The sequence below is a fragment of the Limnobacter sp. genome (assembly GCF_036846585.1).
GTDB lineage: Bacteria > Pseudomonadota > Gammaproteobacteria > Burkholderiales > Burkholderiaceae_B > Limnobacter.
Window position 1 is genome coordinate 36836 of record NZ_DAIUBR010000013.1, and the last position, 22988, is coordinate 59823.

At 52.6% G+C, this 22988-nt stretch carries 19 protein-coding genes and 1 pseudogene; 6 read left to right on the forward strand and 14 right to left on the reverse strand.

Features of this window, described 5'->3' with window-relative positions; genetic code table 11:
• Positions 1–19: 19 nt before the first annotated feature.
• The 4 genes and pseudogenes from rpsO to V7028_RS07925 all read right to left on the reverse strand — a co-directional run bounded on the left by rpsO (position 20) and on the right by V7028_RS07925 (position 3548).
• Positions 20–283, reverse strand: coding sequence for a 30S ribosomal protein S15 (gene rpsO, locus V7028_RS07910; protein ID WP_008251166.1), 264 nt, complete (start codon positions 281–283; stop codon positions 20–22).
• A 122-nt stretch (positions 284–405) separates the two neighbouring features.
• Positions 406–1948, reverse strand: a pseudogene (locus tag V7028_RS07915) (2-isopropylmalate synthase).
• A 134-nt stretch (positions 1949–2082) separates the two neighbouring features.
• Complete coding sequence (gene pssA / locus V7028_RS07920) at positions 2083–2853, reverse strand: CDP-diacylglycerol--serine O-phosphatidyltransferase (protein WP_334119576.1); 771 nt, start codon at positions 2851–2853, stop codon at positions 2083–2085.
• 50 nt (positions 2854–2903) lie between these two features.
• Positions 2904–3548, reverse strand: a complete 645-nt coding sequence (locus V7028_RS07925) for a phosphatidylserine decarboxylase (RefSeq protein WP_334119543.1) — start codon at positions 3546–3548, stop codon at positions 2904–2906.
• Positions 3549–3762: 214 nt separating this feature from the next.
• On the opposite strand from V7028_RS07925, the gene V7028_RS07930 reads away from it, so the two are divergent.
• Positions 3763–5838, forward strand: coding sequence for an inositol phosphate phosphatase SopB (locus V7028_RS07930; RefSeq protein ID WP_334119544.1), 2076 nt, complete (start codon positions 3763–3765; stop codon positions 5836–5838).
• A 17-nt stretch (positions 5839–5855) separates the two neighbouring features.
• Here V7028_RS07930 and V7028_RS07935 read toward each other — a convergent pair whose 3' ends face one another.
• The 4 genes from V7028_RS07935 to V7028_RS07950 form a co-directional block, all read right to left on the reverse strand.
• Positions 5856–6326 carry a cupin domain-containing protein gene (locus V7028_RS07935; protein ID WP_334119545.1) on the reverse strand — a complete coding sequence of 157 codons (471 nt, stop codon included), beginning with the start codon at positions 6324–6326 and terminating at the stop codon, positions 5856–5858.
• Positions 6327–6555: 229 nt separating this feature from the next.
• The gene (gene ilvC, locus V7028_RS07940) at positions 6556–7572 is read right to left on the reverse strand and encodes a ketol-acid reductoisomerase (RefSeq protein WP_334119546.1); all 1017 of its coding nucleotides are present in this window, start codon (positions 7570–7572) and stop codon (positions 6556–6558) included.
• A gap of 80 nt (positions 7573–7652) precedes the next feature.
• Positions 7653–8144 (reverse strand): acetolactate synthase small subunit, encoded by a 492-nt coding sequence (gene ilvN / locus V7028_RS07945; protein WP_305564722.1) that lies wholly within the window; start codon positions 8142–8144, stop codon positions 7653–7655.
• Positions 8145–8160: 16 nt separating this feature from the next.
• Positions 8161–9873: an acetolactate synthase 3 catalytic subunit gene (locus V7028_RS07950; RefSeq protein WP_334119547.1), complete on the reverse strand. Its 1713-nt coding sequence runs from the start codon at positions 9871–9873 to the stop codon at positions 8161–8163.
• Positions 9874–9913: 40 nt separating this feature from the next.
• Between V7028_RS07950 and V7028_RS07955 the strand changes: the two genes are divergently transcribed.
• The 5 genes from V7028_RS07955 (at position 9914) to V7028_RS07975 (ending at position 12296) form a co-directional block, all read left to right on the forward strand.
• A complete protein-coding gene (locus V7028_RS07955) occupies positions 9914–10045 on the forward strand; it encodes a hypothetical protein (RefSeq protein WP_008251157.1) in 132 nt (43 codons plus the stop codon).
• A 249-nt stretch (positions 10046–10294) separates the two neighbouring features.
• Positions 10295–10855: an RNA polymerase sigma factor gene (locus tag V7028_RS07960; RefSeq protein ID WP_334119548.1), complete on the forward strand. Its 561-nt coding sequence runs from the start codon at positions 10295–10297 to the stop codon at positions 10853–10855.
• The gene (locus tag V7028_RS07965) at positions 10852–11340 is read left to right on the forward strand and encodes a DUF3619 family protein (RefSeq protein WP_334119549.1); all 489 of its coding nucleotides are present in this window, start codon (positions 10852–10854) and stop codon (positions 11338–11340) included. The genes V7028_RS07960 and V7028_RS07965 overlap by 4 nt, the downstream gene beginning before the upstream one ends.
• Positions 11341–11360: 20 nt before the next feature.
• On the forward strand, positions 11361–11783 hold the full coding sequence (locus V7028_RS07970; protein ID WP_334119550.1) for a DUF3106 domain-containing protein: 423 nt from the start codon (positions 11361–11363) through the stop codon (positions 11781–11783).
• Between the two features lie 45 nt (positions 11784–11828).
• The gene (locus tag V7028_RS07975) at positions 11829–12296 is read left to right on the forward strand and encodes an RDD family protein (RefSeq protein ID WP_334119551.1); all 468 of its coding nucleotides are present in this window, start codon (positions 11829–11831) and stop codon (positions 12294–12296) included.
• On the opposite strand, the gene V7028_RS07980 is transcribed toward V7028_RS07975, so the two are convergent.
• The 6 genes from V7028_RS07980 to V7028_RS08005 form a co-directional block, all read right to left on the reverse strand.
• Complete coding sequence (locus tag V7028_RS07980; protein ID WP_334119552.1) at positions 12293–13270, reverse strand: aminotransferase class I/II-fold pyridoxal phosphate-dependent enzyme; 978 nt, start codon at positions 13268–13270, stop codon at positions 12293–12295. The two genes, V7028_RS07975 and V7028_RS07980, sit on opposite strands and share 4 nt — an antisense overlap.
• The gene (locus V7028_RS07985) at positions 13260–14726 is read right to left on the reverse strand and encodes a SpoVR family protein (protein WP_334119553.1); all 1467 of its coding nucleotides are present in this window, start codon (positions 14724–14726) and stop codon (positions 13260–13262) included. The genes V7028_RS07980 and V7028_RS07985 overlap by 11 nt, the downstream gene beginning before the upstream one ends.
• Positions 14727–14737: 11 nt before the next feature.
• A complete protein-coding gene (locus V7028_RS07990; RefSeq protein ID WP_334119554.1) occupies positions 14738–16000 on the reverse strand; it encodes a YeaH/YhbH family protein in 1263 nt (420 codons plus the stop codon).
• 27 nt (positions 16001–16027) lie between these two features.
• Positions 16028–17992 (reverse strand): PrkA family serine protein kinase, encoded by a 1965-nt coding sequence (locus V7028_RS07995; protein ID WP_334119555.1) that lies wholly within the window; start codon positions 17990–17992, stop codon positions 16028–16030.
• A gap of 206 nt (positions 17993–18198) precedes the next feature.
• A complete protein-coding gene (locus V7028_RS08000; RefSeq protein WP_334119556.1) occupies positions 18199–19998 on the reverse strand; it encodes an MFS transporter in 1800 nt (599 codons plus the stop codon).
• A gap of 116 nt (positions 19999–20114) precedes the next feature.
• Positions 20115–22610 carry an acyl-CoA dehydrogenase gene (locus V7028_RS08005; protein ID WP_334119557.1) on the reverse strand — a complete coding sequence of 832 codons (2496 nt, stop codon included), beginning with the start codon at positions 22608–22610 and terminating at the stop codon, positions 20115–20117.
• Positions 22611–22988: the final 378 nt, after the last annotated feature.

A 22988-nucleotide genomic window follows, 5' to 3' on the forward strand; every position in this document is an offset into this window, starting at 1 on the left:
GGCTTGTAGCAGCGACCAATTACTTGCGTAGACCCAAGCTGCTGATCAGGTTGCGGTAGGCATCTGCGTTTTTGCGCTTGAGGTAATCAAGCAGCTTACGACGACGAGACACCATGCGCAGCAAACCGCGGCGTGAGTGATGGTCTTTGGCGTTGGCCTTGAAGTGATCGGTCAACGAGTTGATTCGGGCTGTCAACAATGCCACTTGAACCTCGGGAGAGCCTGTGTCGCCCTTGGCGCGTTGATATTCGGCAAGAATTGCCGCTTTATTGATTTCTGACATATTAAAACTCCACTTGCGCGAACTTGCAGCCGAATTTTGTGACCGCAGTTCCGTGTAAAAAGACCACCCTTTTAAAAAGGTGGTCGCCTGAACCCGCTATTGTAGGGGAAATCCAGTAAAAATCAAACCTGTGGGTTCAATTTTTCGTGTTTTGACTGCAATTTATTCAAAGCAGACAGGTAGGCCTTGGCCGAGGCCACCACAATGTCGGGATCTGCACCCACGCCGTTCACGATTCGCCCACCCTTTTGCAGCCGCATGGTGACCTCGCCTTGCGATTCGGTGGTGCCCGACGTAATGCCGTTGACCGAAAACAGCAGCAGCTCTGCGCCACTTTGTACCTCGGCCTCAATAGCCTTGACTGTGGCGTCCACCGGGCCGTTGCCCTCGCTTTGAGACATCACTTCGCGGCCATCCATGGAAAACACCACGCGTGCCTTGGGACGCTCGCCAGTTTCGGAGTGCTGAACAAGCGAGACGTAGCGATAAAACTCGGATTCCCCACCAGCACCATCACCGGAAACCAGCGCATGAATGTCTTCATCGAAAATCTCGGCTTTTCGGTCGGCCAGATCCTTGAAACGCTGGAATGTGTCGTTCAAGGCCTGCTCACTTTCCATTTCAATGCCCAAAGCCTCAAGGCGCTGCTTGAAGGCGTTGCGACCTGAAAGTTTACCCAGCACAATTTTGTTGGCAGACCAGCCCACGTCCTCTGCAGTCATGATTTCGTAGGTTTGACGGGCCTTCAGGACCCCATCCTGGTGAATGCCGGACGCATGCGCAAACGCATTCGCACCCACAATCGCCTTGTTCGGCTGAACCACGAAACCGGTGATGTTGCTGACCAGCCGGCTGGCCGACACAATTTGCGTGGTGTCAATGCCCACATCCAGATCAAAGAAATCACGGCGGGTTTTGACAGCCATCACGATTTCTTCCAGTGAGCAGTTGCCAGCACGCTCGCCCAAACCGTTGATGGTGCACTCCACCTGCCGCGCGCCGCCAATGGCCACGCCTGCCAGGGAATTGGCCACTGCCATGCCCAGGTCGTTGTGGCAATGTACAGACCACACCGCTTTGTCGCTGTTGGGCGTCAGTGTGCGCAGATCACGCATGAATTCCCCCATACAGGGAAGGCACGGCGTAGCCCACGGTGTCGGGGATGTTGATTGTTTTGGCGCCTGCCTTGATGACCGCTTCACACACCTTGGCCAGGAACGGCAATTCAGAGCGGTAGCCATCCTCGGCTGAGAACTCCACGTCGTCGGTGTATTGCAAGGCAAGCTTCACGGCTTTTACGGCCTGCTCCAAAACCTGGTCAGGCGTCATGCGCAGCTTCACTTCCATGTGCAAGGGTGAAGTTGCAATAAAGGTGTGAATGCGGCGACGTTCAGCGGGCGCAAGGGCGTCGCCTGCGCGCATGATGTCTTTGTCGTTCGCACGGGCCAGTGAACACACGGTGGAGTCTTTGATGACCGAGGCGATTGACTTGATGGCCTCGAAATCGCCGTTGCTGGAGGCGGCAAAACCAGCCTCAATCACATCAACTTTCAGCTTCTCGAGCTGCTTGGCAATGCGGATTTTTTCTTCACGGGTCATCGACGCGCCAGGGCTTTGTTCACCGTCGCGCAGGGTGGTGTCGAATATGATGAGGCGGTCTGACATGGTGTTCTCCTGAGTATCCCTCAAGGATACAACAATGCTGGGGGAAAGCGGTATTGCGGCGACTAGCGAAGCACCGTTCCAGGCAAGGTCATGCATGCGCGGAAATTCAGATTGAAACGTGCATCAAATCACAATCAGAAATGCTCATCACGCTCGATATCCAATCCCTTCAAGCCCTGCCCTTTCACCTTCCGCACAACATACACAACATAGCCGGAAAGCCCATACAGCACGAACACGCCGAACAACACCTTGGGCGGATCTTGAGAAACCAGCGCGAACACCAGCGGGATTAAGGCCAGCACAAGGAAAGGAACACTGCGGCGGAAATGGAAGTCTTTGCCACTGAAAAACGGCACATTTGACACCATGGTAATACCCGCATAAAAGGTAATGCCCCACGCCAGCCAGTCAAGTTCTGCACCCGCCATTTTGGCATCGTCCATCACCCACACAAAACCGGTGACCAACGCCGCCGCCGCCGGGCTTGGCAAGCCCTGAAACCAGGCCTTGTCAACCACCGCTGCATTGGTATTGAATCGCGCCAAGCGCAGCGCGGCACCTGCCAAATAAACAAATGCTGCAACCCAGCCCAATTTGCCCATGCCACTGAGCGACCATTCGTAAATGATCAAGGCCGGCGCAGCACCAAAAGACACCATGTCCGCCAGGCTGTCATATTCCGCGCCAAAAGCGCTTTGGGTATTGGTCATGCGGGCCACGCGGCCATCCAGGCTGTCCAGCACCAGCGCGGCGAAAATAGCCACTGCGGCGGCAGTGAACTGCTGCCCCATGGCCATCACGATGCCGTAAAAACCACTGAACAAGGCAGCCGTGGTAAACATGTTCGGCAACAGATACACGCCTTTGTGCGGCTTGCCGGCAGGCCTTGCTGCCGAACCCATGAAGGCGCGTGGCGCCCCAAACCGGTTTTTGTTCCGCTTGAAGCGCATGATCAGGACACCAGTTCGGCCAGCACGGTCGATGAGGCCGATACTTTGTCGCCAATGGCCACTTTGGGCACTGAATCGGTGGGCAAATACACATCAACTCGAGAACCGAAACGGATGAAACCGTAACGCTGACCTTTTTCGACTGTTTCAGAGGGCTTCACGTAGCAAAGAATACGGCGTGCGATCAAGCCCGCAACCTGCACCGCAGTAACCGTTGCGCCGCTGTCGGTGTGAATCACGATTGCGTTGCGCTCGTTTTGGGTACTTGCCTTGTCCAGATCGGCATTGACAAACAAACCGGGGAAGTAATCCACCGACTTGATTTCACCGCCAATGGGAATGCGGTTGGAATGCACATTAAATACGTTCATGAACACGGAAATTTTCAGGGCTTCGCGCTGCGCATAGGGGTCTTCCACACGCTCAACAGCAACAATACGACCATCGGCTGGCGACACCACTGCGTTTTTCTGCGCGGGAACATAACGGGGTGGGTCACGGAAAAACTGCAACACGAAAGCGAACAAAATCCAGGCCACTACAGACAGGAACGTGAGCCCAAACGACTGAAGTGCAAGCGCCAGCAAGGCTACGATCGCAAGGAATGGCCAACCCTCTCGGGCAATAATGGGATGTGGATAGTTCATGGCTCTTTGTTGTGAATGGTTGTGGGGTCGATTTTATAAGCCAAAGAGACCAAACGCGAGAAGTTTTGTACGGATTGGCAATAAGAATCTTGGCTGATGCCTTTAATCAAGAAAATTTTAAGTGAACTTAAGCAAACAACTCATCACATACTCGAACAGCGTTGCCTGCCAAAAACCGCGATACCGAAGCAATAGCCCTCAAACACTTTGACCAATGACCACACCTAACTCGATAAAACCCAATGCATCTGTGCCACATGAGCTAACAACAGGTAATTCCAGAGAACAGGTAACACACGACCCCTTTGTCAATGCTGCCACACGTATTTTGGATCCACTCAGGGATTTCGTGATTCAACTAATTGCGGCCATTCCAAGATCTTTGACTACTGCATTTGAGTTGCAGGAAATCAACAAAGCGATCAGGGCGGAATTTTCTGAAAAGACGCTGCCCGGAGCATTTTCAATTTCAGATGATGAGCGCAGCGACACGGGATCAGAATACTGGAGTGCATGCAACACCCCACGCAGCAGCCAGGTACTTGAACGCACATCATCCACAGACTACACATCAACAGCGGACGCGATTGGCTTCAAACTTATTCACTATCAAGCAGCGCTGCAGGTCGTGAATGATCTGCTGAACAAGGCAAAACTGACAAATACAAATTTGTCGCTCGAGGAACTCACCACTCGAATAAACCAGGCGGCTGGTTCACTGCGAGAAAAACAGTGGAAAAACTTAAGTTACGACAAGGCCTGCATCAAACAGGATAGTGGGGGGAAACACAAACGCAGCAAGTTTTTCGATATTTTTCGACAATTCAAACGAGAACAAACAAAGTTGATATGTGTGGGTAGCCAAGGGGGAAGCATTCCCGAGCAAACTCGACATGTGCACATACGAACCGCACTGGCTTCAATTATTCACGGTAAATTCCGCAGCTTGGGTTTTAGAACGAAAGATGTCAGCGTGGAGACGCTGGACAAACAGATTTTTGATCGATACGTAGACACACTTCAGTCCAGGGAGTGGAGCAACATTTCGCTGCGTCATGCACTGCAGTTTCCAGATCCGGGGGGAACAGTCCGAACCGTCAATTTCAGCACAATCATGACACCAGCCATTGAGCTGGACAGCGTGTTGGCGAAAAAGTATCAAGATGACGGGATCAATGGAGTTTGCAGCTATGCCATTCGGGAACGACGCCATGCGGTCAACCTGTGGAGAACCGAATTTCGTGCTGAACAATCAGGCAACTCCCAAGCAAAAAATGCGTTTTCAGGACTCAGACACGGGGTACACGATGCTTACGGAATTAAAGACCCCTCGGAGCGCGCCGCTGCAAACGATGCCCGTGTTAAAGAGTTTATCCACGCCAGCGTAATTGATCACTTAAAGCGAAATGGTATACCCGCGGATAAAATCGGTGCGAGCCAGCCATTGATTCTTGACATCGTTTCGGTGAACCTGCTGACCCCGGCCAGCAAGGAGAAGACAATGATAAAACAACAGCAACAAGCCTTCGCAAGAGCAAACCAACAAGAAATTCAGGTTCAAATTGGTAGCGGAAAAGACAACTCGCACACAATCACTGTCAAACCGAGAATTATCATGTTCAACACACCGGTCAACCATCTTTCCCTAAGCGCGACAGGAAACCTGATCGGCATTTGGCGAAATGCGGATTTGATCAACAACAAGGCAATCAAGCTTCTGATTGGGTCAACCAACAAAATCGAAACAATCGGTGGAACAACTGGCGCCAAAATACAAAGGTTAAACGCCGAATTGGCGTCAATCACCGGGAACGATGCGGCAAACATGAATAAACGAAGGGAGATTCTCGAGAACATCACTCTTATTGAGCACTTGACGGAGCAAATTCGGGACATCTACGTCTCGAAACGTCACCATCGAGTTGGAAACGAACCATACAAACTTCCGGCAAGACTATTGGCTTTGGCCAATGAAATTGGCGCAACACCCGCATTTAACTGCAAGAGCGGGAAAGACCGCACAGGCCAGCTAAATGTCGAAATTCGGGATCTGTACACACACCTGATCGTCAATAACGGCAATCCGCGCAATGTTGACGCCAGACGGGAAGGCTTGGAAAAAGAAAACTACAAAACTCTGTTCATGACCGGCGGGGACAGGGAGATTCAGGCCCTCAATACGGGAGTAACCGGCAGCAAGGCACAGCTTCCCTACTACCACAAGTTGATGGATGTCCCACCCAAAACCATCGATCAAATCAAGGGGCTGTCCAAATGGGTTGGATCTTGAGACCCAACCCAACAAGGTCATTTTTTCCTGGGATCATCCGCAGGATTGACGTAATTGATTGCCCAAGGCCCCACACCATGCACCTGGATAATGGTTTCACTGCCTGTCCAGGCAAAATGGGTGGTCTGTGGCTGCATGATGGCCGCACTTCCCGCGGCAAGCGGCATGGTTTTTGACGTATCCATTTTGTCCCCGACCCCCATGTGGAACGTGCCGGAAATCACCGTGACGTGTTCAATTGCGGGGTGAGAATGAGGGGGTATTTTGTAGTTTGCCGGAAATTTCAGGCGAAAAGTGAAAGGCTTGGCCTCATTCAGTGGGCCCTCAATCACGGCAACCTTCGCCCCGGCTGGCAATGACGGAACATCTCCCCAGCTCAGGTCTGCCGGGGTGACCATTTTGTGGGCACCTGCATCAGCCCACGCAGCGGACGCACCCGCACAAACAAAACCAGCCGAAACGCACAAAGCAACAAGTCTATTTTTCATGGAACTCTCCTGGTTGGTTTTTACACACCACGACGACGATCCTGCGCACTACGCTTTGAGGCTGAACTTGCTTTGCTGAAAAAATACTACTCCCTATAATTGGTACGCTCAAGCGCTAAATACACCCATCCATTCCATCAGGAATATTGTCCCAATAAAAAAAACCCCACGGCACTTCCGCGCCCTGGGGTTTCGTCAAGCCTGAAAAACCGGTTAACGGTTTTCCGGCTTAGTTTTTGGACTGATCAACCAGCTTGTTCTTGCTGATCCAAGGCATCATGGCGCGCAGCTGAGCACCGACGATTTCGATTGGATGCTGTGCATTCAAGCGACGACGCGCTGTCATTTCCGGGTAGTTGGTTTTGCCTTCCAGAATGAAGCGCTTGGCGTACTCGCCGTTCTGAATATTGTTCAAACATTCTTTCATGGCAGCACGTGCCTGGTCGGCAATCACTCGGTTGCCAGTGACGTACTCGCCATATTCCGCGTTGTTGGAAATGGAGTAGTTCATGTTGGCAATGCCGCCTTCGTAGATCAGGTCAACGATCAGCTTCAGTTCGTGCAGGCATTCGAAATAAGCCATTTCAGGCGCGTAACCAGCTTCAACCAAGGTTTCGAAACCGGCTTTCACCAGTTCAACCGCACCGCCGCACAACACAGCCTGTTCACCGAACAAGTCTGTTTCTGTTTCTTCGCGGAAGTTGGTCTCGATTACGCCACCCTTTGTGCCGCCGTTTGCTGCAGCATAGGCCAGTGCGATGTCGTGCGCATTGCCAGTGGTGTCCTGGTAAATCGCGATCAGTGAAGGTACGCCGCCGCCTTTCAGGTATTCAGAGCGCACGGTGTGGCCTGGGCCTTTGGGGGCGATCATGATCACATCGATGTCGGCACGTGGAATTACCTGGTTGTAATGCACGTTAAAGCCATGGGCAAAAGCCAAAGCAGCGCCAGCCTTGATGTTGGGGGCCACTTCCTTGTTGTACACGTCGGGAATGTTCTCGTCGGGCAACAAAATCATGACTACGTCGGCTTCTTTCACGGCGTCAGCCACTTCTTTCACTTTCAGGCCAGCGCCTTCGGCTTTGGACCAGGAGGCACCGCCCTTGCGCAGGCCAACAACCACTTCAACGCCGGAATCACGCAGGTTTTGCGCGTGGGCATGGCCTTGTGAACCGTAACCAATGATGGATACTTTCTTCTTCTGGATCAGGGACAGATCCGCGTCTTTGTCGTAATAAACTTTCATGTCGATTTCCTTTTTTCAGATATTTAAATTCATCTTTCGGGCCCAGTTACCGGACTCAATTACCGGACTGAGCCCACGGTTCAGACGCGCAGAATTCGTTCGCCGCGGCCAATGCCGGAGCTGCCCGTACGGACAGTTTCCAAAATGGCGGTGCGGTCAATCGAGTCCAGGAATGCATCCAGCTTGGATTTGTTGCCGGTCAGCTCAATGGTGTAGCTTTTCTCAGTGACATCAATGATGCGACCCCGGAAAATATCCGCGGTGCGCTTCAATTCCTCACGCTCTTTGCCCACTGCGCGCAATTTTACCAGCATCAGCTCGCGTTCAATATGCGCACCATCACTTAGATCCACCACTTTCACCACTTCAATCAAGCGGTTAAGGTGTTTGGTGATCTGCTCGATGATGTCATCGGAACCCACAGTGACGATGGTCATGCGTGACAGGGTTTCATCTTCCGTGGGGGCCACGGTCAGCGTTTCAATGTTGTATCCACGGGCGGAAAACAGGCCCACCACACGGGACAACGCACCCGGTTCGTTCTCGAGGAGAACGGAAATAATATGTCTCATATTTGCCATCTCCTTGTTACAGTTCTTCCGAACCCAGCAGCATTTCAGACAATCCCTTGCCGGCTTTCACCATGGGCCACACGTTTTCTGTGCGGTCGGTGATGAAGTCCATGAACACCAAACGGTCTTTGTACTTGCCAAAGGCTTCGCGCAAGGCAGGCTCAACATCCGATGGCTTGGTGATCTGCATGCCGATGTGACCGTAGGCTTCCACCAGTTTCACGAAGTCGGGCAGCGCATCCATGTAGCTTTCGGAATAACGTGAACCGTAATCCAGTTGTTGCCACTGGCGAACCATGCCCAGGTAGCGGTTGTTCAAGTTCACGATTTTCGGCGTGAAATGGTACTGGAAGCAGGTGGACAATTCCTGGATGTTCATCTGGATGGACGCTTCACCGGTAATACAAGCCACCAGGGCGTCGGGATTGGCCATTTGAACGCCCATGGCGTAAGGCAAGCCCACGCCCATGGTGCCCAAACCACCGGAGTTGATCCAGCGGCGGGGTTTGTCGAACCGATAGTATTGGGCAGCCCACATTTGGTGCTGACCTACGTCGGAGGTCACAAAGGCGTCGCCGTTGGTCACTTCCCAGAGCTTTTCAACTACAAATTGAGGCTTGATGACTTCGTCAGACTTGGGGTAATCCAGGCATTTGCGGCCGCGCCACTTCTCAACCTGTTCCCACCAGCCTTGCAGCTTGCCCTGGTCAACGCGTTTGCCGCTTTCTTCCAGCAACTGAATCAGGTCAACCAGCACGTCTTTGATGTTGCCGACAATGGGCACATCCACTTTCACGCGCTTTGAAATGGAAGATGGGTCGATATCAATGTGAATGATTTTGCGTGGAATGGATGCGAAATCTTTGGGGTTGCCGATCACGCGGTCGTCGAAACGGGCACCCACGGCGATCAGCACGTCGCAGTTTTGCATGGCCAGGTTGGCTTCATAGGTGCCGTGCATGCCGGGCATGCCCATGAACTTCCTGTCGCTGGCCTTGAATGCGCCCAAGCCCATCAGGGTGTTGGTGCAAGGCGCCCCCACCCATTCAACCAAGCGGGTCAGCTCGGCCGACGCATCGCCCAAAATCACGCCACCGCCGGAATAGATCATGGGGCGCTCGGCTTCCAGAATCATTTGCACGGCTTTTTTGATTTGACCCTGGTGGCCTTTGACCACGGGGTTGTACGAGCGCATTTTCACGGGCTCGGAATAATCAAAGCGGGTTTTGTGAACGGTGATGTCTTTGGGAATGTCCACCAGCACCGGGCCGGGTCGGCCAGAGCGGGCGATGTAAAACGCTTCTTTCATGACACGCGCCAGGTCTTTCACGTCTTTCACAAGGAAGTTGTGCTTGACGCAGGGGCGTGTGATACCCACGGTGTCGCATTCCTGGAATGCATCCTGGCCAATCGCGTGCGTGGGCACCTGACCAGACAAAATCACCATGGGGATTGAATCCATGTAGGCAGTCGCAATGCCGGTCACAGCATTGGTCAGACCCGGGCCTGAGGTAACGAGACAAACACCCACCTTGTTACTTGAACGTGAGTAGGCATCGGCTGCATGAACCGCAGCTTGCTCGTGACGCACCAGAATGTGTTCGAAACCGTCTTGCTTGAAGATGGCATCATAGATATAGAGAACTGCACCGCCTGGGTAACCGAAAACGTGCTTGACGCCTTCTTCTTCCAGACATTTGACAACGATTTCCGCGCCGGTATATTCCATTTTTAAAAAATCCTGACAAAATCCACGGGACATTGGTCGGATGCCGTCCTGGATCGCATTGCCGTGGGGCACAGGCTTTTTGAAAATGAACAACCTTGTGGGTGTGGACATGTCGCAAAGCGCTGGCGATCACAACCCGATTATGTCGGGCAGGTTGGCCATGGGCTTCTGAACACAAAGTTCAGCGCCCTAGCGCGTCTTTCGCCAAAACAACAAGGGTATGTTGATTAACTTGAGACAAAAACAGGGTAGACCGAGATCTTAGTGCGAAGCCCGCCGCGGGTCAAGAAAAAAGCTCCCGGCTTTGATATGATGCCGTATTGTTAAAAACTGCGAATCATTCTCGCCTTGGCTCAAACAGCCCGAAACCCCGCTTAAAACCGATTGGAAACCCTCTAACACCACCTCGACAAACACAAATATGGCCAGCACGAGAGAATTAGAGGGATTTTTGAAAGAGGTGTCGCACAGGGCTTACCGACAGGCGTTTTTTGCCGTCAAGAATGAAGAAAGTGCGATGGACCTGGTACAGGAAAGCATGATGAAGCTTTCCGACAAGTATGGTGACAAGCCCAAAGAAGAGCTACCCATGCTGTTTACCCGCATTTTGCAGAACACCATTCTGGACTTTCACCGTCGCCAGAAGGTTAGGAACACCTGGACAACCCTGTTTTCCAGCTTCCAGAAGAAAGACGAAGAAGAGTATGACGTGCTTGAGAACCTTCTCGCACACGATGGGTCACAGAATTCAAGCGCCCAGGATGAGATTGAGCAGTCTCAGAATATGGCTGCCATCGAAGAGGCCATCGCAAATTTGCCGGAGCGTCAACGCCAGGCATTCCTTTTGCGTTATTGGGAAGAGATGGACTTGGCGGAAACGGCAGAGATCATGGGGTGTTCCGAAGGCAGTGTAAAAACGCATTGTTCAAGGGCAACAAAGGCACTGGCACAGGTATTAAGGCAACAGGGGTTTCGGGAATGAACGAGGATCGGCTAACCGCAAATGTAGTTAAAAAGCTACTTAACGAGTCAGCGGGACGGGTCTCGCCTGACATTCAGGCACGCTTGAACCTGGCCATCGCCCAGTCAGTGCAATTGCACGCTGAAAAGCATGGTGCGCATGGCAAATCCAAAACGCCGATCAACGGACCCATAAGCGATTTTTTCCAGCACATTTCCGAATGGTTTAATCGCCCTGCCCTGTCGATGGCGGTCAGCGCGCTGTTTATTGCCGGTGCGGCACTGGGTGTTGCACAATTCGGCCTGGAAAATTACGATGCGCGAATTTCTGAGACTGCGGATCTGGATGCGGCAATTTTGTCTGATGACTTGCCGCCTGACGCCTATCTGGACAATGGCTTCATCAATTACGCCACCGAGCTACAGAAAAACAATACGATTCCAGCCGAAGACGGTCTTGAGCAATGGATGGACTCCTTGCCCGCCGACTTCACGACATCAATCTAGTGCTTTGAGGGGTGAAGGACATGGCTGCCACTAGACTTTATTCCGGATTACTGACGCTGGGTCTGATTTTGGTACTGGGCATCCAGAGCGCCGATGCATTGGCCTCCACTTCATGGTCCGAACTTTCCGGCAAACAACAGGAATTGCTGGAACCATTGAAAGATGAGTGGGGCTCAATGACCAACGCCCAACGGGAACGCTGGTTGAAGGTGGGCCGAAAGTACGAAAGCGAACCGCAAGAGCGACAGGCGATCATGCGTGAACGCGTCAGCACCTGGAGTGAGTTAAGCCCCAGAGACAAAGCCGCAGCCCGCCAGAACTACAAGGCACTGAAGGAAAAGCGCCAGGGTGAACGAAATTCCACCTGGAACAGCTACCAAAGCCTGGACCAGAAAAAGCGGGATGAATTCAAGGTTAGGAACAACAAACCATCCCTGAATTAAACCTTGTCAGCATTTCGGTTGCGTGTGCAGCGATAAAATACCGGAATGGAACGACTACTCAACAATGGCTTGATCAGCCCAAGCAGAAAACGCCGACTGGCCAGCATGCTGTATGAAAGCATGCTGCTGTTCGGCGTTCTTTTTATTGCAGGCTACTTTTTCGACACACTAACCCAGAGCCGGCATGCCCTTTACCTGCGGGAAGCCCGCCAGTGGTGGTTTTTCGCGGTACTGGGGCTGTATTTCGTGTGGTTTTGGCGCCATGGCGGGCAAACGCTGGCGATGAAAACCTGGCATCTTCGATTAGTCAATGAAAACGGCGAGCGGGTCGGCTGGCTGCAAGCCCTGTTTCGCTACGTGCTTTGCTGGTTTTTTACCCTCACAGGCATTGGCTTCATTTATTCGTTTTTTGACAAAAACGGGCAGTTTCCCCAAGATCGATTGGCCAAAACCCTGCTGGTGTCTTCAAAACCCCGGGAACGGGGTGTTGAAGAAGTGATGCGGCACAGCTAGACGTCCAAGGCTTTGATGGCCTTGCCCAATCGCAGCCAGTCCGCTTCGTTTTTGGGTACGCCGCAACGCAGAATGCAGGCTTCACTGGCATAGGTGCGAACAAGAACGCCAAGCTCTTCCAGCCGGGTGGCCCACCGGTCGTTGTTGGGGTGTTCAAAACTGATGAAGTATCCGCCTTTGTAAATCTCGACTGTGGCACCAAGCCGTTCACGCCACAACGCTTCAAGCCGAACACACACGTCGGCAAGCCGTTGCAACTGGTCTTCACGCCATCGTTCCGCCTCAAAGTACTGCAAAGCCAGCCACCACTGCGGCGATGACACGGCCTGCGTGCCAACTTCGTTCAATAACGCGGTACACACGGCCTTGGGGCCGCACACAAACGCAAGGTTGGCCCCGGCCAAACCTGAAAACGGTGCGACAGACCGCAACACGATGGCGGGTTCTGCTTCAATGAACGATGCGTAGGATTCTTCACCGGTCCAGTCCAGATAGGCTTCGTCAAGAATCAGCCACCCGCCCTGTTCGCGCAGCCTTCGGGCAAGTGGCTTGATCTGTTTGATGCCGATCATTTGGCAGGTAGGGTTGACCGGACGCCCCAGCACCACCACATCACATTCCGGAATATCGCCTGCAAGGATCAGGTCAACAGGCCAATCCAGCACCACGTGGTTGGCACGGCGAAAACGCTTGTCCCATTGATCAAAACTGGGCTCGGCCAGAACTACCCGCATGGCCCCATACCAGGTTTGGAACAAGCGGGCCAAGGCGGAAATTCCGCTTTCAATGCCGGTTACAGCCAACACAGATTCACATTCGAAATAACGCGCGGCTTCCAGATGAAAACGCGAACGAAGCGTATCCGGGCTTGCCCACACATGGGCAGGCATGTCGGGAAGTGGCAACTCGAACGGTGCCACTGAACCCGACAAATCCAGCTTGGCCTGTTGCTGAATCCGGGTTTCAATGAACATCCGATGTTTCCAGATAAACGGGGAAACCCCAAAGCCGCTCAACCTGGGCGAGGGTTTTTTCTGCCTCTTCGTCATTCAACGGGCGGCCTCGACGGCTCATGTGGGTCAGGGTAAGTGAACGGTCGGTCATTCTTGCATACGATGTAACCTGGATGTCGGGCACCATGGTTTCCCGGGAGTACTGGTTGGCCAGCAAGGTTCGGATGCGCTTGTAGCCCTCGTCGTTGTGGATGCAATCGATAAACAAGTCGGATTCATTCTTGTGGTCGGCAATGGCAAACAGGCGAAAATCGCGAATGACTTTGGGCGACAGGAATTGGCGGATAAAGGATTCATCCTTGAAGTTGCGCATGGCAAAGTCCACGGCCTTTAGCCAGTTGCCACTGCCCGCCAGTTCGGGGAACCAGCGCCTGTCTTCCTCGGTGGGCTTTTCGCACATGCGCCGTATGTCACTGAAAATGGCAAAACCCAATGCATAGGGGTTCAAGGCACGGAACCGGCCGTCACGGGAATCGGGCTGAAACACCACGTTGGTATGCGATGTCAGGAATTCAAGCATGAAACCATCCGACACCCGTTTGTCATCGTACAGTGCGTTCAGCAGGGTGTAGTGCCAAAAACTGGCCCACCCCTCGTTCATGACCTTGGTTTGCCCTTGCGGGTAAAAATACTGCGACATTTTACGCACAATGCGCACAAGTTCGCGTTCCCAGTCGCGCAGCTTGGGTGCCTCTTTTTCAATGAAGTACAGGATGTTTTCCACGGGATCATGCGGGTAGTTGTCTTGCCTGCGCTCAATTTGCGCGGCCTCGACTGGTGACACCTTGGCCATGATTTCATCGTACTGGCGTCGCTTTTCTTCGGCCAGATCATCGCGCTTTACCTTCAGCGAGGCTTCCGATTCATAGCGGCGCTTGTAACGGTCTACACCAAAGTATTGAAGGGCATGCGCGGCATCCAGTACTTCTTCAACCGCATCGAAACCGTACTTTTCCTCACATTCCATCACGTATTTTTTGGCAAACACGAGGTAATCGATAATGGCATCGGCCTGCGTCCACTGGCGAAACAGGTAATTGCCCTTGAAAAACGAGTTGTGGCCGTAGCAGGCATGGGCAATCACCAGGGTCTGCATGGTCATGGTGTTTTCTTCCATGAGGTAGGAAATGCAGGGGTTGGAATTGATCACCACTTCGTAAGCCAGGTTCTGCTGACCGGTTTCATACAGGTGTTCATTCACGGAAAATGATTTGCCGTAGCTCCAGTGCGGGTACATGACGGGCATTGCACCGCTGGAATAGGCGTCAAGCATTTGCTCGGCAGTGATCACCTCGATCTGGTTCGGGAAGGTATCAAGCTTGAATTTGTTGGCCGCAATGTCGTGTACCTGTGCATCGATCTCCCGAAGCAAATCGAAGGTCCATTCATTGCCTGCCGCATCCAGTTGTTTGGCCATGCGTGCCACTCCTAGCGCCCAAAGGCGACTTCTTTTTTCTCAAACAAACCACGAAATACCGGATAGATGTCGCGGCGATTGAACAGTTTGCGCATCGCAAAATGTCCTTCACAACGTTCTTCAAGCGGTTCGAAACTTTCCCAAAGATCCGATGCACGCGCCATGCCGAACATCGGTGTGGGCATGGTCTCCACATAGGCGTAGTAACGCACATGCGGCATGATTTTGGAAGAGAGATACTCCGCGCTGGCCCGCGCGTCGCGGGATGTGGCATCGCCATCAGAGGCCTGTGCCACGTAAACATTCCATGCGCTGCCCGGATAACGGGTTTCGATGATGTGGTGCATCAGTTCCATGGCAGGCATGATTTCGGTACCGCCACTTTTCTTGCCATAGAAGAAATCTTCTTCGCTCACCTCCTCGGCTTCGTCGGTGTGGCGAATGAAAACCAGCTTCACCTCTTCGTATTTGCGGGTGAGAAACAGGTACAGCAAGGTGTAAAAGCGCTTGGCCAGGTCTTTCTTGGCCTCGTCCATAGAGGCAGACACGTCCATCAGGCAGAAAATAACTGCGTTGGTAGAAGGTTCGGGGTAACTTATGCGGTTGCGGTAACGCAAATCCACTTCGTCCAGAAACGGCACGTAGGGCTTTTTCTTTGCATCCTCAAGCAGGTCAAGCTGACATTTTTCCTCGTCATCGTCATCGTCCTCTTCATCGTCGTCTTTGGGTTCCAGGGCAACGCGGCGCATCAACGACGCTTTCATGGTGCGCAATACGGACAGGGAAGTGGGTGCGCCCGTTCGCGAGTAACCCGCATTGCGACTTTTCATGCGTTTGACCGATGATATTTCGCGCTTCAACAGCTCGGGCAGCTCCAAGTCATCGAAATAGAGATTCAAAAACTCTTCACGGGACAACACAAAGGTGAAGGTGTCTTCGCCCTCGCCTTTGCCGGGCTTTCCACCACCCTGTCCCTCACCACCGCCACTGGGACGTGGAATGCGGTCGCCGGGCACAAAGTCACGGTTGCCCGGAACTACATGTTCGGTGCTGCCACCCGGGCCAAAAATGAAGGTTGGTTCGGAAACCTCGCGGGTGGGAATGCGTACTTTGACTTTGCCGTCGCCGCTGACATCGGAAATGGAGGATTCGCCCGCCACATCCGAAACCGCTTTTTTCAATTGCGTTTTGTAACGCCGAATAAAGCGCTCGCGGTTGGGCAAGCTTCTGTTTTTGCCGTTGAGCCTGCGATCAATAATGGTTGAATCGCCCATGGCAAACTCCTTATGCGTTTTGCGTGATCAAGACGCCTTTTTCACGCGCAAATGCCACTCGACGAGCAGGCGAACCTGCTTCTCGGTGTAACCCTTGGCAACCATGCGGTCCACAAAGTTCTCGTGCTTTTCCTGGCTTTCCTTCGAACCTTTGTGATCGAAAGAAATAACGGGCAGCAGGTCCTCGGTTTTGGAGAACATGCTTCGCTCGATGACTTCGCGCAACTTTTCGTAGCTGGTCCATGCGGGCATGGTGCCGGAATTGCTGGCCTGCGCACGCAGCACGAAATTGACCACTTCGTTTCGGAAGTCTTTGGGGTTGGCAATTCCGGCAGGCTTCTCGATGCGGTTCAGTTCATCGTTCAAGGAGTCGCGGTCGAAAATCTGACCGGTGGCCGGGTCGCGGAATTCTTCGTTCTGAATCCACTTGTCGGCAAACTGGATGTAACGTTCGAACAGGTTCTGGCCATACTCACTGTAACTTTCCAGATAAGCCGTTTGAATTTCCTTGGCCACGAATTCGGCGTATTTGGGCGTCAGGTAGCTTTTGATGAAGTCCAGGTATTTTCGGGTTTGTTCCTCGGGCAGGTTGTCCTTAATGACTTGCTGTTCAAGTACGTAGAGCAAGTGCACCGGATTGGCCGCCACTTCCTGGTGGTCAAAGTTGAACACCTTGGACAACACTTTGTAAGCCCAGCGGGTGGACGAGCCATTCATGCCTTCGTCCGGACCGGACTGGTCGCGGTATTCCTGGATGGGCTTGGCGTGCGGGTCTACGTCCTTCAGGTTTTCACCGTCATACACACGCATCTTGCTGAACAGGTTGCTGTTGGCTGGTTCTTTCAAACGGGTCAGCACGCTGAACTGCGCCATCATGTTCAGGGTGCCGGGTGCGCAAGACGCCTTGTTCAAGGAAGAATTTTCCATCAGCTTTTCGTAAATCTTGACTTCCTCAGACACGCGCAAACAGTAAGGCACTTTCACGATGTACACGCGATCAAGAAACGCTTCGTTGGTTTTGCTGTTGCGGAACTGTTGCCATTCCGATTCGTTGCTGTGTGCCAGAATAATGCCGTCAAAGGGAATCGAACCAAAACCTTCCGTGCCCTTGAAGTTGCGTTCCTGGGTAGCGGTCAGCAAGGGGTGCAGCATCTTGATTGGGGCCTTGAACATTTCCACGAATTCAAGCAAGCCCTGGTTGGCCAGACACAGGCCGCCACTGAAGCTGTAGGCATCGGGGTCATCCTGGCTGAACTGGTTCAACATCCGAATGTCGACCTTGCCCACCAAGGCGGAAATGTCCTGGTTGTTCTCGTCGCCGGGTTCGGTCTTGGTAATTGCGATCTGGTTCAAGGTAGACGGCATCAAGCGAACTACGCGGAATTTGCGCAAGTCGCCACCGAATTCATCAAGACGCTTGGTGGCCCAAGGGCTGGCAATGCCGGTCAGGTAGCGGCGCGGAATGCCGTATTTGTCTTCCAGCGATGCGCCGAACTGAACCGGGTCAAACAAGCCCAGTGGCGATTCATTGACGGGCGAGCCTTTGAGTGCATAGATCGGCTGTTGCTCCATCAGGGCTTTCAGGCGCTCTGCCAAAGAAGACTTGGCACTGCCCACAGGCCCAAGCAGATAAAGCACCTGCTTGCGTTCTTCAAGGCCTTGGGCAGCATGCCGGAAGTAGGCAACGATGTTCTCAATCACCTCTTCCATGCCGTAAAATTCTTTGAATGAGGGGTAGCGACGCACCACACGGTTGGCGAAAATTCGAGAAAGCCGCGGGTCATGCCGGGTGTTGATGACCTCAGGTTCACCAATGGCATGCAGCATGCGCTCGGCGGCGCTGGCATAGGTAAGTGGATCGGCCTTACACAGTTCGAGATATTCTTCAAGGCTCATCTCGGTTTGCTGCAAAGCTGCAAACCTGGATTGAAACTGACCAAAAATGTCAGCATTACCGGAATTCGAATCACGTTTCTCAAGCTCTGTGTTCATGATGTCCTCCTGCACAACGCGCTTTTGCTTTCGCCTTTTTACTTCGGCCGTGAATCTATTTCGCGCCCAAAGCAATCAATTTCATCTGTTGAAAAAGTTGCAAAAAACAGGCCAGCTCGTTTATTTACATTATTGTGCCGTTTTGGTGCCTGCAACACTTTTCAGTCAACTCTCCTGTTACTACTATCGCCCCAACAATGGGGTTTTTAAACCCCTGAAGTAATTAGAGTCTCTCGTTTGGTTAGACGCCATACCGTTTGAGAAATTTCACGCCTTGTGAAATTTTCTTTGACGTTTTCTTCAGAAAACTCCAGTACGTTCATGACAACACCCTTTTTGGCCAACACGCCGGGCATGTCGTCCAGACGATATTGTTTGCGCAACAACTCAAACATGGGCTTGTCGATGGCAATGGACCTACCCTGTTGAATATGTGACGCAATCGACTTGATTAATTCCTTCTGAGTATCAATTTCAGACAATTTATTGAATTCCAGAACAAAACCGTGTTTGCGCAGACGATTGACAAAACGGGAGGGCTTGAGCCGACCAGAGAGCACCACCGTCATTTCCAGCGGCAGCGCGGCCATTCGAAGCAAATAATTTTCATGAAGCAACGTGGGAAACACAATCAGGTTGCCGCCCTTCTCGCCCAAGTGATCCAGGTTCTCGATGTGTGGCACATATTTGCCCTGCACTTTGAACAGCAACTGCGCCCGCAGCACCACGTAAGGTTGCTTGATCACCCACAAGCCCAACACCACCACATTGATCACGGTGACTGCGGCAAACACCCACAACACCTGCCCTTTGATGGCCAACAAAATGGCAATCGCAAACCCGGCTGAAACCACCATGAAAAAAGAATTGATGATGTTGTTGGCCGACACCACCCGTGAGCGGCTTTCCCTAGGGGCGAACGCCTGCATGGTGGCGTAAAGCGGCACGCTGTACAAACCAACACCGATACTGATGAGCACAAACAAACCCAGCACAGCCAGGTTGTTGAGTTGACTGAAGAAGGCAAATACGGTTTGCTGGGCCGCACTGGTTTGATAGGCAACAAGTACGGCATGCAACAACACACCAGCCAGAATCATGACCACCAAACCACACAACACCAGACCCATTTCAATGCGCTTGCGTGACCACTTTTCACACAGAAAGGCCCCAATACCCAAACCCACGGTGAACGCGAACAGCAACACCGTGGCCACACCGGGGCTGGCATTCAACAGGGTTTTGGACAACAGAGGAAACTGGGTAAGGTAGGTTGCACCCACAAACCACAACCATGAAATGCCCAACAAGGCGGGCCAAACCGCTGGAAGCTGTGTGGCAAAGCGCACATTGCGCCACGTCTCTGTGAACAGGTTCCAGTTCACCCGCAAATCAGCGCAATGTGAAGGTGTTAATGGCATGCGATGTGCTTGGTATACACCCAGCATGGCCACCACAAAACCAAAGCCACACACGATGTACACAACGGCATTGCCGGCATCTTGACTCATCAGGCTGCCCGCGGCAATCGTGCCCAGCAAAATGGCCATGAATGTGGCTGATTCAACCAAGGCATTGGCCATCACCAACTCGCTGGACTTCATGTGTTCGGGCAAGTAGGCATACTTCGCAGGACCAAAAAATGCAGACTGGGTTCCGAGCAGAAAAACACCGAGAATCAGCAGTTCCACGGAATTCAACAAGAAGCCCACGGCGGTGATCAGCACAATGGGGGGCTCAAGCCACTTGGCAAGACGCATCACTTTGGTTTTGTCGTATTTGTCAGCTAGCTGCCCGCTGGTTGCGGAGAAAATAACAAACGGAAGGATGAACAATGCAGCGATCAGATTGATCAGCAAACCGGGGGAGAAACTGCCGCGAAGCGTATCGTTGTATGTCACTGCGAGCGTGACAGCGAACTTCAAAAGATTGTCGTTGAACGCGCCCAGAAACTGCGTCCAGAAGAATGCGCCAAAACGATTGTCACGAATCAATTGAATTGCCATGCATTGAGCATAGCGCAAAATATTCAATGCGAGTAACAAAAAAAGGCCTTGCTTGAGCAAGGCCTTTTGGTGTTTTCACGACAACTTAAGAACCGTGAAAAACTTCCTTTTTAAAATCAAGCAGCTGCCTTGTATTCAGTCACGGGCTTGGCTTCAATGATTTCATCCGGAATTTGACCGTTGGTGCGCAGGTAATCCTTGCTGAAGTCGTCGGTCAAAATTGCGTCGAAACGAATCGGCTCGAATTCCCGAATACCCTGGGCCAAATCGGGGCTGATCAGGTTCTTGGCAACCGCGTCTTTCAACTGGTCTTCAAGGCCCTCACCAGTCACCTTGCCGGAGGAAACAGCTTTCAGGAAGTTGCTGTAACCGGGTTCGATGGACAACAACTTGTCGGCCGCTTCCAGAATTCGACCGGTGGGGTCGGACAGGCCTTCGCCCACAAACACCTTGTCCAGCAGACGTTCTGCAAACGCGTTGCGGGTCATCAGCAATTCGGCCACTTCTGCATTCAGCATGTCGCTCGGGCCTTTGGTTTTGCCCATGCCCAGCGGGTAGGCCACGAAGTTCAGCAAGGAGCCCACTGCCTTGTTGGGGAAGTTGCGGTTGAACTCGGTGAACGCTTTATCGATCTCGAACAATGAGTCTTCAATCGCCCATTGTGCGTGTGGCAGTTCATCGGCCAAACGGCCGTTGGTTTCAAAATACTTCAACACGGCGGTGGCCATGTAAAGGTGGCTCAACACGTCACCCAGGCGGGCAGACAAACGTTCGCGGCGCTTCAGTTCACCACCCAACACACCCATCGCCACGTCGGCTGTGAAAGCCAGCGCTGCTGAACGGCGCTCAATCGCTTTGGCGTACACCGCCATGGGGCCACTTACCGGGCTTTTCGCCAAGCGGTTGCCTGTCAGGCCCAACAACAGGGCGCGCATGGCGCGGTTGAAAATGTGGCCCAAGTGACCGAAGAATGCTTTGTCGAAATCGCGTAAGCCCTCTTCTTTGTTGGGGTTTTGGGCTGCCTGCATTTCTTTCAACACCCAAGGGTGGCAACGAATGGCACCCTGACCAAACACAATCAGGTTGCGCGTCATGATGTTCGCGCCTTCAACTGTAATGGCCACGGGCATGGCCTGATAAGCCTGACCCAGGTAGTTGCGTGGGCCAAGAATTACTGTGCGGCCACCATGAACGTCCATGGAACGAAGAATGATTTCGCGCATCATTTCGGTCATGTGGTATTTCATCATGGCCGTTACAACTGAAGGTGCACATTCTGCACAGGCAGTTGCCGTCAGCACGCGGGACGCCTCAAGTTTGTAGGTCAGGCCACCGATTTTGCCGGTTGCCTCCTGAACACCTTCAAAACGGCCAATTGGCATTTTGAACTGGCGACGAATGCGGGCATACGCGCCGGTGGCCAGGTACATGCCCCAACCCGAAGCGGCAGACAAGGCTGGCAAGGAAATGCCACGGCCTGCTGACAAACATTCAACCAGCATTCTCCAGCCTTTGCCGGCCATTTCGCGCCCACCAATGATGGAAGACAGCGGAACGTAAACATCGTTGCCAATAATGGGGCCGTTCATGAACACGGAGCCCGGGAAGTGGCGACGACCAATTTGCACATTGGGTGTGTTGGCAGGCAACAGCGCACAGGTAATGCCGTAGTCCACCTTGTTTTTGTCACCCAACAAACCTTGCGGGTCTTTCAGTTTGAACGCCAAACCGACCACGGTGGCCACTGGTGCCAATGTGATGTAGCGCTTGCTGAAGTTCAACACAATGCCCAGTTCTTCCTTGCCATCGACCACGCGCTTCACGACCACGCCGGTGTCTGGAATTGCAGAGGCATCTGAACCTACTTCAGGACCTGTCAAACCGAAACATGGAATTTCGCGACCATCCACCAAACGTGGCAGCCAGTAGTCTTTCTGTTCTTGCGTACCGTAATGCATGATCAACTCGCCCGGGCCCAAAGAATTTGGAACCATGACCGTGACGGACGCGGTCAGCGAACGTGTCGCGATTTTTGCTACCACGCAACTTTGTGCGTAGGGGGAAAAACCCAAGCCGCCATGTTCTTTGGCAATCAACATGGCGAAGAATTTGTTCTTGCCCATGAAGCTCCAAACTTCCGGTGGCAGGTCTTTAAGCTCGAAAGTGATTTTCCAGTCGTCAAGCATTTTGCAAAGCTCTTCTGTCTCGTTCTCAAGATATGACTTTTCATCAGCGGTCAGCTCGGTGTACTTCACGTTCATCAGCTTGGACCAGTCTGGCTTGCCACCGAACATTTCAGCTTCCCACCAGGTGTCTCCGGCTTCAAGCGCGTCTTTTTCAGTCGGACTCATGGCTGGCAGCGCTTTGCTGAAGGCCTTGAAAATAGGTGCCGTCAGCACACCACGACGCAAGCTGGACACGTTCAATACCACTGCGATGGGCAGATAGATCGCAGCGAACACGATCAAGCCCAGTTCGCCCAATCCACCTAAGGCGTAAAAGCCCAGTGCGGATGCGCCAATGGCGGCGGTGAAGGTCAGCAGGTTGGCACCGCTGTAAATGAGGCCGGTCAACACAACAGCTGCAAAAACGGCGAAAAATGAATTTGACATGTTTATACCCCTTGAATGTCATCAAAGTTACTTATGCGTAACATGCTCTTTCAGTGAACGACTGTCAACCTCATTGCACCAAAAAAACACTGACTTTTCTAGAGCCTCAATTCGAAAAGGAAGACTTGCGCTACATTGCAACGCAACATATGCATCAGAAAAAATCATGCAATGTTCTTGCAAGCAAGGACACACTTACACATGTCACTGCCTCGCAGTGCAACACTTCAATTAATTACGACACACCAGAAGTTACAAGATTTGACAAGCCAGCATTGAGGCGTGCCGCAGATGCTCAATCGAGCTAACAAGCGCGCCAATTAACCGATACACTGCACCTCGTGCAGTACTACATTCATCAAAAAAAGCGAGGGGAAC

Coding starts and splice junctions, on each gene's coding strand:
- V7028_RS07990 (WP_334119554.1), bottom strand. CDS start 16,000: ATGGGCGATTCAACCATTATTGATCGCAGGCTCAACGGCAAAAACAGA.
- V7028_RS07975 (WP_334119551.1), top strand. CDS start 11,829: ATGGAACGACTACTCAACAATGGCTTGATCAGCCCAAGCAGAAAACGC.
- rpsO (WP_008251166.1), bottom strand. CDS start 283: ATGTCAGAAATCAATAAAGCGGCAATTCTTGCCGAATATCAACGCGCC.
- V7028_RS07995 (WP_334119555.1), bottom strand. CDS start 17,992: ATGAACACAGAGCTTGAGAAACGTGATTCGAATTCCGGTAATGCTGAC.
- V7028_RS08000 (WP_334119556.1), bottom strand. CDS start 19,998: ATGGCAATTCAATTGATTCGTGACAATCGTTTTGGCGCATTCTTCTGG.
- V7028_RS08005 (WP_334119557.1), bottom strand. CDS start 22,610: ATGTCAAATTCATTTTTCGCCGTTTTTGCAGCTGTTGTGTTGACCGGC.
- V7028_RS07985 (WP_334119553.1), bottom strand. CDS start 14,726: ATGGCCAAACAACTGGATGCGGCAGGCAATGAATGGACCTTCGATTTG.
- V7028_RS07965 (WP_334119549.1), top strand. CDS start 10,852: ATGAACGAGGATCGGCTAACCGCAAATGTAGTTAAAAAGCTACTTAAC.
- V7028_RS07930 (WP_334119544.1), top strand. CDS start 3,763: ATGACCACACCTAACTCGATAAAACCCAATGCATCTGTGCCACATGAG.
- ilvC (WP_334119546.1), bottom strand. CDS start 7,572: ATGAAAGTTTATTACGACAAAGACGCGGATCTGTCCCTGATCCAGAAG.
- V7028_RS07925 (WP_334119543.1), bottom strand. CDS start 3,548: ATGAACTATCCACATCCCATTATTGCCCGAGAGGGTTGGCCATTCCTT.
- V7028_RS07950 (WP_334119547.1), bottom strand. CDS start 9,873: ATGGAATATACCGGCGCGGAAATCGTTGTCAAATGTCTGGAAGAAGAA.
- V7028_RS07935 (WP_334119545.1), bottom strand. CDS start 6,326: ATGAAAAATAGACTTGTTGCTTTGTGCGTTTCGGCTGGTTTTGTTTGT.
- V7028_RS07980 (WP_334119552.1), bottom strand. CDS start 13,270: ATGTTCATTGAAACCCGGATTCAGCAACAGGCCAAGCTGGATTTGTCG.
- pssA (WP_334119576.1), bottom strand. CDS start 2,853: ATGGGTTCGGCAGCAAGGCCTGCCGGCAAGCCGCACAAAGGCGTGTAT.
- V7028_RS07955 (WP_008251157.1), top strand. CDS start 9,914: ATGCCGTCCTGGATCGCATTGCCGTGGGGCACAGGCTTTTTGAAAATG.
- V7028_RS07960 (WP_334119548.1), top strand. CDS start 10,295: ATGGCCAGCACGAGAGAATTAGAGGGATTTTTGAAAGAGGTGTCGCAC.
- ilvN (WP_305564722.1), bottom strand. CDS start 8,144: ATGAGACATATTATTTCCGTTCTCCTCGAGAACGAACCGGGTGCGTTG.
- V7028_RS07970 (WP_334119550.1), top strand. CDS start 11,361: ATGGCTGCCACTAGACTTTATTCCGGATTACTGACGCTGGGTCTGATT.